The sequence below is a fragment of the Corynebacterium sp. 11A genome, from assembly GCF_008930935.1.
Taxonomy (GTDB): domain Bacteria; phylum Actinomycetota; class Actinomycetes; order Mycobacteriales; family Mycobacteriaceae; genus Corynebacterium; species Corynebacterium megadyptis.
Genome location: NZ_PQMR01000021.1, coordinates 1 through 12,172 on the forward strand (window position 1 = coordinate 1; position 12,172 = coordinate 12,172).

Annotated in this window: 11 protein-coding genes; 7 read left to right on the top strand and 4 right to left on the bottom strand. The window is 63.8% G+C overall.

Going from position 1 to position 12,172, the window contains the following annotated elements; translation table 11 throughout:
- The first annotated feature begins 63 nt into the window (after positions 1-63).
- Both GBB18_RS10515 and GBB18_RS10520 read left to right on the top strand, forming a co-directional pair.
- On the top strand, positions 64-1,188 hold the full coding sequence (locus tag GBB18_RS10515; protein WP_151641634.1) for a cysteine desulfurase family protein: 1,125 nt from the start codon (positions 64-66) through the stop codon (positions 1,186-1,188).
- A 93-nt stretch (positions 1,189-1,281) separates the two neighbouring features.
- Positions 1,282-2,358, top strand: a complete 1,077-nt coding sequence (locus GBB18_RS10520; protein WP_151549042.1) for a GTP-binding protein — start codon at positions 1,282-1,284, stop codon at positions 2,356-2,358.
- 48 nt (positions 2,359-2,406) lie between these two features.
- Here GBB18_RS10520 and GBB18_RS10525 read toward each other — a convergent pair whose 3' ends face one another.
- Positions 2,407-3,180 carry a spermidine synthase gene (locus GBB18_RS10525; RefSeq protein WP_151641635.1) on the bottom strand — a complete coding sequence of 258 codons (774 nt, stop codon included), beginning with the start codon at positions 3,178-3,180 and terminating at the stop codon, positions 2,407-2,409.
- Positions 3,181-3,188: 8 nt separating this feature from the next.
- Positions 3,189-5,156 (bottom strand): chorismate-binding protein, encoded by a 1,968-nt coding sequence (locus GBB18_RS10530; protein WP_151641636.1) that lies wholly within the window; start codon positions 5,154-5,156, stop codon positions 3,189-3,191.
- A gap of 104 nt (positions 5,157-5,260) precedes the next feature.
- On the opposite strand from GBB18_RS10530, the gene GBB18_RS10535 reads away from it, so the two are divergent.
- From GBB18_RS10535 to GBB18_RS10710, 4 genes are all read left to right on the top strand, one after another.
- Positions 5,261-5,944, top strand: coding sequence for an aminotransferase class IV (locus GBB18_RS10535; protein WP_151641637.1), 684 nt, complete (start codon positions 5,261-5,263; stop codon positions 5,942-5,944).
- Positions 5,945-6,192: 248 nt separating this feature from the next.
- Positions 6,193-7,290, top strand: a complete 1,098-nt coding sequence (mnmA, locus tag GBB18_RS10540; RefSeq protein ID WP_151641638.1) for a tRNA 2-thiouridine(34) synthase MnmA — start codon at positions 6,193-6,195, stop codon at positions 7,288-7,290.
- Positions 7,290-8,276, top strand: a complete 987-nt coding sequence (locus GBB18_RS10545; RefSeq protein WP_151641639.1) for a hypothetical protein — start codon at positions 7,290-7,292, stop codon at positions 8,274-8,276. Before mnmA ends, GBB18_RS10545 begins: the two co-directional genes overlap by 1 nt.
- A gap of 147 nt (positions 8,277-8,423) precedes the next feature.
- On the top strand, positions 8,424-8,582 hold the full coding sequence (locus GBB18_RS10710; RefSeq protein ID WP_192796026.1) for a hypothetical protein: 159 nt from the start codon (positions 8,424-8,426) through the stop codon (positions 8,580-8,582).
- 57 nt (positions 8,583-8,639) lie between these two features.
- On the opposite strand, the gene GBB18_RS10550 is transcribed toward GBB18_RS10710, so the two are convergent.
- Complete coding sequence (locus tag GBB18_RS10550) at positions 8,640-9,311, bottom strand: 3'-5' exonuclease (protein WP_151641640.1); 672 nt, start codon at positions 9,309-9,311, stop codon at positions 8,640-8,642.
- A 142-nt stretch (positions 9,312-9,453) separates the two neighbouring features.
- On the opposite strand from GBB18_RS10550, the gene ligA reads away from it, so the two are divergent.
- Positions 9,454-11,487: an NAD-dependent DNA ligase LigA gene (gene ligA, locus GBB18_RS10555; RefSeq protein WP_151641641.1), complete on the top strand. Its 2,034-nt coding sequence runs from the start codon at positions 9,454-9,456 to the stop codon at positions 11,485-11,487.
- Here ligA and GBB18_RS10560 read toward each other — a convergent pair.
- Positions 11,459-12,115 (bottom strand): amino acid-binding ACT domain protein, encoded by a 657-nt coding sequence (locus GBB18_RS10560; protein WP_192796027.1) that lies wholly within the window; start codon positions 12,113-12,115, stop codon positions 11,459-11,461. The two genes, ligA and GBB18_RS10560, sit on opposite strands and share 29 nt — an antisense overlap.
- Between the last annotated feature and the right edge of the window lie 57 nt (positions 12,116-12,172).

Genomic DNA, 12,172 nt, shown 5'->3' on the forward strand with positions numbered 1-12,172 from the left:
GCACGGGATGGGGTTCTGTTGCGCGTAGTAGCAATACCGGATGTAGGAGAAGCCAAGGAAGTAATGAAACGCATCTATCTGGACTACGCAGCAACAGCACCGCTGCGCGAGACAGCTCGCCAGGCGTGGATCGAGGCCTCGGGGGCGCTCAACCCCGGCGGGCAGTACAGCTCGGGGCGGGCGGCGAATGCGCTGCTGTCCGAGGCGCGTGAAACTATTGCCGAGTGCCTCGATTGCGAACCCATCGAGGTGATTTTCTGCAGTTCGGGGACTGAGGCAGACAATCTGGCCGTCGCTGGGTTTGCGCAGGCCCAGCCCGAGCTGCCCGTGGCGAGTAGCCCGATCGAGCACCCAGCTGTGCGGGAGGTCGTGGCCCGCCGCGAATGCGAATATTTCACCGTCAGCCCCGGCGGCGCGGTGGAAGAAGACTCCATCCGTTCGGTGCTGTCCACACCGCACTCGGTGGCCACGATGATGTTGGCCAATAACGAAACCGGGGTCGTGCAGCCAGTAGAAACTCTGGTGGATGCAGCCGCGGCGGTGGATACGCCCGTGCATATCGACGCCGTCCAGGCGGTGGGGCACATCCCAGTGAGTTTCCGTGAGCTCGGGGCACACACCCTGGCGGCGAGCGCGCATAAATTCGGCGGTCCTCGCGGGGTGGGTCTACTCCTCGCGCGACGCTCGCCGGCGCCGCAGCCGATTCTGTGTGGCGGCGGGCAACAGCGCGGTATCCGCCCAGGCACAGTAGACGTGGCGGGGGCAGTGGCCACGGCTGCGGCTGTGCGGGAGGCGTGCGCGGAGATGAGCGTCGAAAAGCAGCGCCTAGAAGATTTACGGGAGCGACTACGCAGTGGACTTCGGGGCTCCATCGAGAATGTGCTCATGCATGGTGAGGGGCAGCAGCTCTTGCCGGGGCATCTGCACTTCAGTGTGCCCGGGGCGGAGGGCGATAGCTTGATCATGCTCGCCGATAGTGCCGGGATCGAGTGTGCCACGGGCTCGGCGTGCGCGGCCGGGGTGAACCGCGCGAGCGAGGTATTGCTGGCGATGGGGGTATCCGAGGCGGATGCGCGCTCGGCGGTGCGTATGACGCTGGGGCGCACCACGCGCGAGGAGGATATTGTGCGCATCGTGGAGGAGTTTCCGCGGATTGTTGAGGTGGCTCGCGTCGCCGGAATGTGCTGAAGCAGAGCGGCGGTGCGGGCCGTGTGCCGTGCGACTGGGCGTCCGCGCGGCCGTTTAATGGAATCGGTTTCCAATAGTGTAGTGTGATGGGCCATGAGTTCACCTATCACACCTGCTGCCACGACCCCTGTCACCGTATTGTCGGGATTTTTGGGGGCGGGCAAAACCACGCTGCTCAATCACCTGCTGCACGATGCCCGCGAGCGAAAAATCGCGGTCATCGTCAACGACTTCTCCGAGATCAACATCGACGCCGACCTCATCGCCAAGGGCAGTCACCTCGAGCGCGGGGAGGAGCGCTTCGTGGAACTATCCAATGGCTGCATCTGCTGCACACTGCGTGAGGATCTCGTGGATAGCGTCGGCGAGCTAGCCCGCTCGCGGCGCTTCGATCACATCGTCATCGAATCCACTGGTATCTCCGAACCGATGCCCGTGGCGGCCACGTTTGAGTGGACCTTCGACGATGGCACCCGCCTGTGCGATGTCGCCCCCATCAACTCGATGGTCACGCTCGTGGACGCCTCCAGCTTCATCACCCAGCTGCAGCGAGGCGCCAGCTTCGACGAAAACGACGAGCGCACCATCGCCGATCTGCTCGTGGAGCAAACAGAATTCGCCGATCTCATCCTCATCACCAAAACCGATATCGCCGGCGAAGCCGCAACCGGGGCCACTATCGAGGCGGTGCGCGCGATGAACCCGCGGGCGCGTATCGTGCCCGTGACCCACGGCGAGATCGCCGCCGACGCCATCCTCGACTCCGCCCTCTACGACGTCCAGACCGCGGCAACCTATCAGGGCTATACCGAGGAGCTTGCGAATCCGCACACGCCCGAAACCGAGGAGTACGGGATTTCCTCTGTGGTCTTTCGCGGGGATCGCCCCTTTGATCGCGAGCGCTTGGTACAGGCACTACGCAACACAACTGGATTGGTGCGTTCCAAGGGGCATTGCTGGCTCGCCGACCGGCTCGAGATGGCCCACGTGTGGAGCCAAGCCGGGCCCAACCTCACCATCCAGCCAGCCGCGCCCTGGGCGAGCGCGGGGGTGGCTCCCTCCAATGAAGTCGTGCTCATTGGGGTGAATTTCGATCAGCGTGCGGCCCTGCAGGCCTTCGAGGAGGCTATGCTCACCGATGAGGAGGCGCGGGCGCTGGTGCAGGTATAACTGCCGCGGCGGCCGTGGCAGTGGCAGTAGCGGTGTGCTCGGGTGAGGCTAGCTGAAGTCGCATCGAGCGGGAACGATGCTGCTGCGTAGTACATCGGGGTCAGGCAGCGCCCGATCGGAGGCCACCACCACCGCGTTGGCGGCACGGGCAGATCCTGATTTCAACACAGCGGCGGGAGCGATAATCCCGGTGTGCGCGAAAAATTCGTCGAGCACTAAACGTTCGGCCCGCGCCGCACCGGAGGTGTTGGCGATGTAGATCCCGTCCGCGCTCAGGCTGCGGTGCACGTTGTGCGCGAACTCGCGCTCGGTGAGGGCTGCGGGGACAGCACCGCCGGCGAAGCAGTCCCGGATGATAACGTCGCGCGATTCCGGCCGGAAGGATGCGGTGGTGGCGGCGGCCTCGCCGACGCGGATTTTCACCTGTGGGGCGCGCGGGATGTCGAACCATTCTCGCACCTTCTCGGCGAGCACTGCGTCGTATTCCACCACCGAGTTACGCGAGCGCGGATACACGTCCGCGAAGTAGCGCGGCAATGAGCAGCCGCCCCCGCCTAAGTGCGTGATGCGCAGCCGCTGCGGATCGAGGTGCGCCCGCACATGCGTGTCGACGCAGGCCGCAATCCATTGCATGTAATCGAAAGCGAGATAGCGCGGTTCTCCGATGACGAGGTGCGAAGAGGGATGGCCATCAATATAGAGCCACCAGCCGTTCTCGAACTTCAACGTCGCCTCGCCGTAGCTGAGCTCATAGCGTCCAGCACGAGCCTGCGAGCTGGTTCTCGGATGCTTCTCGGTGCGGGAGCGGTTGCGGCGTGCCATATCAGTCCTTAGGTGGTCGGTGGGGTAGTCGAGCAGGTGGCTGCGTGGTCCTCGGGCGGTTGCTCGAGATTGTCGATTCCCATCAGTTCGCGGAATAGGTGCGACTTCACCATGATCTCCTCCCATTCCGCAGCCGGGGTGGATAGGGCTGTGATCGCTCCGCCTACTCCGAAGCTCACCCTGGTGCCCCTGATGACAAAGGAGCGGATCACCATGGCGAGATCGATGGCGCCGCTGCTACTGAGATAGCCGAGCGCCCCCGAATAGATCCCACGCGGGGCGCCTTCGAGCTGGTGAAGGATGTTCATCGTCGATATCTTGGGCGCGCCGGTCATGGAGCCACCGGGGAAGCAATCGCGCACGAGAGAGAGGGCATCGTCTCTACTGCGTAGTAGCCCAGAGACAGTAGAGACCAACTGGTGCACGCTCGGGTAGCTTTCAACGTCAAAGAGTTTCTCTACCGTGATCGAGCCTGGCTGGCAGTGGCGGGTGAGGTCGTTGCGTACCAAATCAACGATCATCAAGTTTTCGGCTTGCTCTTTTTCCGTGTGCAGCTCGGCGGCTAAAGCGCGATCGATGGCGGGGTCGCTGTCGCGGCGTCGGGTTCCCTTGATCGGTTTCGATACCGCCCGGCCTGAGGCGTCGATGCTGAGCATCTTTTCTGGCGAGCAGGACAGGATCTGCACGTCGGGAAATTCGAGCAAGGCCGAATAGGGGGCGGGGTGGCGGCGTCGTAGATAGTCGAAGGCCGCGCACACATCCAGCTCGGCCTCCACCTCCAGCTGCGTAGTCAGACACACCTCATAGGTGTCGCCGTCGAGGATGTGGCGTTGCGCCTGGACGATTGTGTCCATGTAGGTGTCGCGATCGTCGCGGATACGCGGCGGCGAGAGCAGTGTCACCGGCGGGCGCGAGGGCGCCTGGCTGGGCTGGGCCGCAGGGGACTGTTCGGCGGGGAGGGGAGGAAGCGCGGAGATGGCGTCGATAAGCGACTGTTCGAGACCACCGCGGCCGAGCAGATGCATCTGGCCCAGCTCGCGATCGACGACGACGCAGCAGTCCACCCACATCCACTGGCTGGCCGGATCGGACGAACGGGCCGTGGTGGCGGCGTCGGGGTCGTGCGTGGGCGTCTCGTAGTCGAAGTAGCCCACCCAGCCGAGCGTGAATGCTCCCAAATCTGGGGCGTCGCGGTCGATGTGCACGGTCGGCATGCTGGGCGCATCGTCGAAGCCGAAGGACTCCACCCGGGAGCCGATGCCAAGATAGCTGAAGCGGTCGGCGGCGGCGCTGAGCCACATGGAGGCTGATGCGTAGTAGCGCGCCCACTGGCGGACTACGCAGTAGAGCTCCGACTCCTCGACGAGATGCGCGAAAGAATGAATCTGCGCCTGGCAGCCGGCATGCTCGGCGGCCAAGTGCAGGAAGTTATCGAGAATCTGCAGCCCCGCGTCCGTGCGAATCGACTCGGGATGAAACTGCACACCCCACTGCGGCAGACTGCGATGCGCGATCGCCTGAATCACCCCATCACTGGAACGGGCCAGCATCTCCACGCACTCGGGTAGGCGGGTAATCGCCAGCGAATGATAGCGCGTCGCTGCGCAGTCCTGCTCCACGCCACGAAACAGCGGATGGTCGGTGTGGCTGATCGAGTCGACCCGCCCGTGCATCGGCTCCGGGGCGTGGCGCACCTCGCCGCCATGGACCACCGCCATCGCCTGGGCGCCCAGACAGATCCCCAGCACCGGAATGCCCCGAGCCGTGGCCGCCTCCAGCGCCGCGCTGGAACACCCCAGCGCCGCCGGATCGTGCGGACTGCCCGGGCCCGGCGATAAGACGATCGCGTCCACTGAGTCGAGCGGGGGCAGCGGAGCGCTGTTGCGTAGTACGGTCACACTCGCGCCGAGACGGTGAAAGTAGTCAACGAGGTTATAGGTGAACGAATCGACATTATCGATCAACAGAACCTTCATGGGCCTTAATCCTAGAAGCAGCCGCCCACCCCGGCCGACGTGCCCCGCGCATCCGCCGCCAACTACGATGAAGCCTCACATGACCACCGCCGGTAAGGAGGAGCATGAACCAGCGACCGCAGGGGCATTTCACCACCTTCCTCAACACCCGCCCTATCCGCGGCTGGCAGCATCACCTGCACCGCCTGCACCGCGATGCCCGCGCTTTCGGCAGCTGCCTCGACATGCCCCTCTCGCTTCTCGACGCCACCCTCCAGCCCCATCTCGCCGCCCTGCCCAGTGATCCCTGCGTGGTGCGGATCACCGCCTATAAGGACACCGTCGAGGTGAGTACCCGGGAGCTGCCGGCCCGCTGCGGGGCGCCGATCAACCACGTGGAAGAAATAACGTATCGGCGCTACTACGCATCAGAGAAACACACCGATATTCAGCCCGTCCGAGAACTCGTCGCTGCTGCCCAGTCACGTGGACACGACGACATTGTTTTCCGCTGCCCGGAGACAGGCGAACTCACCGAGGGATCTTTTTGGTCCCTGGTAGTGATTCGCGGCGGCCAGGTCCGCATCCCCGCCAGCCCAGATATTCTTCCCAGCACCACCGTCGCGCTCTTGCGGGAGCAGACACCGCAGCTGGGATGGCAGCCTGAGCATGTCTTCCGGCTCTCGGACTATGACGGTGCAGTCGCCCTCAACGCGGTGCATGGGGTCCGTCAGATCGGCGCGGCACGTAGGTCTGCGCAGCAGGTGATCGACACGCTGACACGGCAGTGGCAGCACCCACCCAGCTAGGGCTTTGGGGAGTATCTGGCAGTGTGTCCGGCGGTCGCCGCTGCTGGAGGGGAATACCTACAGCCACTCTGATGCGTAGTAGCAAGCCGCGCCTGTTAGGATGAGGCCTCGTTTAACACTGGCGCCACGCCCCGGCGCCGCACAGGAGTACACCAGCGCCAGCGCCAGCGACCCAGCGGCGCCGCCGGCCCTAACTACAGTCTTCGCGTCTACGGGCGTGGGGGAGCGCAAAAGGAGGAGATAGAGCAGTGCGGGTTCTCGCAGCGATGAGTGGGGGGGTGGATTCTGCAGTGGCCGCTGCCCGGGCGGTCCGGGCGGGCCATGAGGTTATTGGTGTGCATTTGGCGTTGTCCCGCGATCCGCAGTCGGTTCGCGAGTCCTCGCGCGGGTGCTGCTCTTTGGAGGATTCGGCGGATGCGCGCCGGGTGTGCGATAAGTTGGGCATTCCTTTTTATGTGTGGGATTTCTCCGATCGCTTCAAAGAGGATGTGATCGATGATTTCATCGATTCCTATGCGGCCGGTGAGACCCCGAACCCGTGTCTGCGCTGCAACGAGAAGATCAAGTTTCGAGCCTTGCTCGAGCGGGGTGTGGCGCTGGGCTTCGATGCGGTTGTCACGGGGCACTACGCACAGCTGACCCAGCCCTGCGATGGCGGCGACGGCTATCTGCGGCGTTCTGTGGACCCAGATAAAGACCAGTCCTATGTGCTGGGTGTGCTGGGCATCGAGGAGATCAAGCGCTGCATGTTCCCAGTTGGCGATACTCCCAAGCCGCAGATCCGCGAGGAGGCGAAGGAGATGGGATTCGCTGTCGCCTCCAAGCCGGACTCCTATGACATTTGCTTCATTCCCGATGGCAATACCCAGGCGTTTTTGGGCAAGCACATCGGGGTGCGCCCGGGCGCGATCGTCGACCAGGAAGGCGCGGTGTTACGCCAGCACTCCGGGGTGCACGAGTACACCATCGGCCAGCGCAAGGGCCTAGATATTAAGGCCCCGGCCGCGGATGGGCGACCGCGCTATGTCACCGATATCGACGCCTCCACGGGCACCGTGGTGGTTGGTCCGCGCGAGGCCCTCACCGTCACCCGCATCGAGGCCGATCGGGTGAAGGTGCTCCACCCAGACATGGAGGGCGTGTTCGACTGCGAGGTCCAGGTTCGGGCGCATGGCGGCGTCGTGGCGGCGCGCGCGCAGGTGGATCGTGACGCCGATCGGCTCGTGGTGGACTTGCAGGAGCCGTTGCGCGGCGTCGCTCGCGGCCAAGCCGCCGTGCTCTACCGCCCCGATCCCGGCGGCGATATCGTGCTCGGCTCCGGCACTATTTGTGGGACGGGTCGATAATGGTTGCCTACTCTGTCGGCCCCATGCCTGGGCTTTCGCTTATCGACGCCGCCTCCGTGATCGCAGGCGAAACCGGCGATCACCGGTCCATCCCGCAGCTACCGCAGCGCGGTATAGGTTCCGACGCTATCGGCCGCACTGCCAGTCTGTTCGAGGGGCTGCAGGTCTCCCGCGGCCCGCGTTCCTGGCGCATGGATGCGCGTCCCCAGATCGCCAGCCGCCGCATACTCGACCGCACCGAACGGGACTTGGACGAGCTGGAATCCTGCTGGGGCACCGGCGTCGGCGGCGTCATCAAAGAACAGATTGTGGGCCCGTGGAGTCTGGCTGCCTCCATCGAGCTCAGCAATGGCCAGCTCCTCCTCCGCGACTCTGGGGCCATGCGCGATCTCAGCGCCAGTCTGCACGAAGGCATCACCCGCCACATCGCCGAGCTTCGGCGACGCTACTACGCATCAGTGTGGCTGCAAATCGATGAGCCGCTTCTCGCGCCCATTCTGCGCGGCACCCTCACCCCGGCGACCACCTTGGATCCCATCCCAGCGATCCACCGCGATGAGCTCACCCCGGCGCTGGCTGCACTCGGCTCCAGCGCCGACCGTCGTATCCTGCACGTTCCCAGCCTCTCCCCGGATCAGATCAGGGTGGGCATGCATCTCGACACGATCCTCAGCGCCGCCACTGGCTGGGATACCTCCACGAAAGATGCGCTCGCCGAGTCGATCGAGCAGGGCACTAGCCTCGGGCTGAGGCTGGTGCGTAGTACAGATCATGTCGATGAACTCGGGGAGTGCCCCCGCGCCCGCGCCCAGGAGGCTGCTGCGCTCATCGATGAACTGGCGCTGCCACGACACGTCCTCGTCGATTCGGTGGATATTGCCCCGGCAGAGGATCTCAGCCGGGGCGATCTGCTCAGCGCGGCGCGCGCACTGAAAACGGCCCGCGTGGTGAGCGAGATGCTCAGTCGAGACGCCGGGGATCTCTAGGCGGCAACAGCGCACAGTTGGGCGAGGGGATGTGTGCAGGCGAGGTGGCGTCGATAAGCGCTGCGCAGGCGAGGGAGAACTCGGATGCGGTGCAGTGAGCTAGGATTAGCAGCGCATCGATCACCTGCCGATCCAAGGAGAAACGTCGTGCGCCGAGAAGAAGGCGAGGAGCTGGATCCAGATTCGCTCCCTAAAAACAAATACGGCTTGCCGGACTTCACTGGAGACGATCGCTCCAGCACCATCATCGGCATCGTCGTCTCTGTGATTTTCCTAGCCGTGATCGCGGCGGCGATTATTCTCTAAGCCCGCTTCTGCGGTGCTCGGGAGGGATATGCGCCGCCGCGTCTACGGATTGTGTGTCTAGCCTCGCATGGGCCACACGGTCGACACCGTGGAGGAGTCCTTGCCGCGGCTATCGAAGTATTTCTTCAGACTCGATTGTTGCTCGTAGTACCACACGGCCTGCTGTTCCATAAGCTCATCGGCGTCCATCTGTGCCAGCTCGGGCCACATGCGCAGCTGCTTCCACGCGATGCGCGCCGCGGCGAGGGCGTCGGCGGTGGCTTCGTGGGCGTTGTCGAGTCGCACCCCATAAAACTCGCACAGGCTGCCCAGGGTGCGCCGGCCCTTGCGATAGGGATCTTTGGCTTTGTCAATCACATACGGGTCATAGACCAGGCCTTTAATGACGAAGTCTTGGGAGCGTTGGCGCAGAATCGTCAGGTCAAAGGTGCCATTGAAGACCACGAGGCTTTGGCCATCGGACCAGCCTTGATAGATCCGGTCGATGGTCTCACGCAGAACCTCATCGTGCGGGCGGCCATGCTCGCGGGCATAGTCGGTGCTGATTCCGTGCACCTTCGTCGCGGCTTCCGAAATCGGCACGCCTGGATCGGCGAGTAGCTCCAGCGGCTCCACCGAGCGCCCCTTGATGGAGACGATCGCGGAGGTGACAATGTGCGCCTCCATGGGGTCATTGGTGGTGGTCTCAAGGTCGAAGGTGAGCATGTTCTGCGGATCGAAGTGGTTCATGGTTACTTAGCTTAAACTGCGCACCGGACACTAGGTCGCCACTTGCGGTTCGGGCTGGACGCGTGACGACGCCATCTCGCGCAACTCTGATGCGTAGTAGCACCACAATCCTGCGGGTGGGCACGCGCTAAACTGTCGGATTGTGACTACAGACGATCTGCGCAAAAAGTGGGACGAGCTGGCGACGACTGTGCGCCATCACCGCGAGAAGTACTACAACCAGCAGCCAGAGATCTCGGATGCAGAGTTTGATCAGCTTTTTCGTGCGCTAGAGACCCTGGAGGCTGAGCACCCCGAGCTACGGGTGCCGGATTCGCCGACCCTGCAGGTGGGCGCGCCGGTGTCGGAATCGTCGAGCTTTGCCAATGTCACGCACCTCGAGCGGCTGTATAGCTTGGATAATGTGTTCGCGCTCGATGAGCTGCAGGCGTGGCTGGAGCGCACTCCGGCGTCGGAGTACCTCACAGAGCTGAAAATCGATGGCCTGTCGATCGACTTGGTGTATCGCCAGGGCCAGCTGGAGCGCGCTGCCACCCGTGGCGACGGCCGGGTGGGGGAAGATATCACCGCCAATGCCAAGGTGATCGAGGACATTCCGCATCAGCTGCAGGACAGCGCGGAGTATCCGGTGCCCGAGCTGGTCGAGATCCGCGGCGAGGTGTTTATCGCCATTGAGGACTTTGCCGACGTCAATGCCGCGCGGATCGCAGAAGGCGGCAAGCCCTTTGCTAATCCGCGCAACGCCGCGGCCGGGAGCCTGCGGCAAAAAGACACCGCGGCGGTGCGGCGAAGGAAACTACGCATGGTCTGCCACGGTATCGGCGCCCGCGAGGGCTTTAGCCCCGCCTCCCAGCTTGAGGCCTATGAGGCGATGACGGCCTGGGGGCTGCCGACCTCGCCCTATACCACCACGGCGAGCAGCACGAAGGAGATCATTGCCCAAGTCAACTACTGGGAAAAGCACCGGCACGATGCCGTGTTTGAGCTTGATGGTCTGGTGGTGAAGGTCAATGATCTGCAGCAGCAGCGCGATTATGGTGCGACATCCCGGGCGCCGCGCTGGGCGATCGCCTATAAGTACCCGCCGGAGGAAGTAACCACGACGCTCATCGATATTCGGGCTAGTGTGGGCCGCACTGGGCGTGTCACCCCGTATGCGGTGATGGATCCGGTGTTCGTGGCCGGTTCGACGGTGAGCATGGCCACCCTGCACAACCCCGAGGAGGTGGCCCGCAAGGGCGTTCTCATCGGCGATACCGTGGTGATTCGCAAGGCCGGCGAGATCATCCCGGAGGTATTGGGCCCAGTGGCCGATACGCGTGATGGCAGCGAGCGGGAGTATATCTTCCCCACGCTCTGCCCTGAGTGCGGCACGCGACTGCGCCCGGCTAAGGCCGATGACGCTGATTGGCGTTGCCCCAATACCCGCTCGTGTCGCGGTCAGCTCACCGGCCGGCTGTCCTATCTGGCCTCGCGGAGCGCCTTCGATATTGAGGCTCTCGGCGAGAAGGGTGCCCAGGATCTGATTGACCGGGGGATCCTCCGCGACGAGGCGAGGCTTTTCGATCTCAGCGAGGAGGACCTGCGCGCCTCTGCCGTCTATACCACCTCCACCGGCGCGCTCAACGCGAGCGCCAAAAAACTCTTGGACAATCTCGCCGCCTCCACCGGAGTTGAGCTCTGGCGGGTACTCGTGGCGTTATCTATTCGCCACGTGGGCCCCACCGCCGCCCGGGCGCTTGCCCAGCATTTCGGTTCTATCCCAGCGCTTTTCGACGCTCCCCTGGAGGAGATCGCCGAAGTCGAGGGAGTAGGCCACACGATCGCTGAATCGATCGCCGACTGGTGGCAGGTGGACTGGCACCGGGCCATCGTGGACACGTGGGCCGCGAGCGGGGTGACCATGGAGGAAGATATCTCCGAGCAGGCGGAGCTGCCGCAGTTGCTGGAGGGCATGAGCATCGTGGTCACCGGCACCCTAGAAAACTTCACCCGCGAAGAAGCAAAGGACGCCATTGTCGCGCGCGGCGGCAAAGCGGCGTCCTCAGTCTCGAAAAAGACCACCTATGTGGTGGCTGGGGAGAATGCCGGCTCGAAGGAAACCAAGGCCCGAGATCTCGGCCTTGAGATCCTCGACGAGGCGGGCTTTATGCAGCTTTTAGGATTGAGCCAATAACGTGGCCCACGTTGCCGAGGTGCTCGACCTCGCTGGAGAGGAAATCGGGGCCGCCGGGGCGGCCCACCACTAGCAGCAAGTCAGTCTCGCCCAGCGGCACCACCGCTAGCGAGGCATCCAAGAGGGCCCAGCGTTCCGGAACCCATGTTTCTTCCTCTGGGTCGAGCAGGCGGGCGGAATGGACGTTGATCTCCGGGAGGTTGCCGTCGTCTTCTGGGGCGGCAGTAGAGGCGGCCACCCGCCCAGCGGGCCCGAGCACAATGGCCCACCCAGAGGTCATGGTGCGGGGGATGACGTCGACAAGCTCTTTCATGGCTACCTCGATCCGCCTAGAGTTCTCGGCGACAGCAGCCAGCATCTTGATCTGGCCGCGGCGATCGACCACGCCCGAGAAGGGGCGCAGCGAATCGATGATCACACCGGGGATTTCCTGCGCGGCGGAGACGATGCTGTCTGGGAGCGTGCCAGAAGGCAAATCCACCACGATGTCATCCATAACGGTGCCGCTGTCGAATTGGTGCACAACATCCACCGATTGGATATTGCCACCAATGACACCGATCGCCTCAGCAAGCATGCCGAGACTGCCGGGCTCGTCGGGCAGGAGGACTCGTATTAGGTAGGACACACCGTTCATAGTAGCGACTTTTGTGATCTAGGCGGCAGGAGGTGGGGGTCGTGGGGC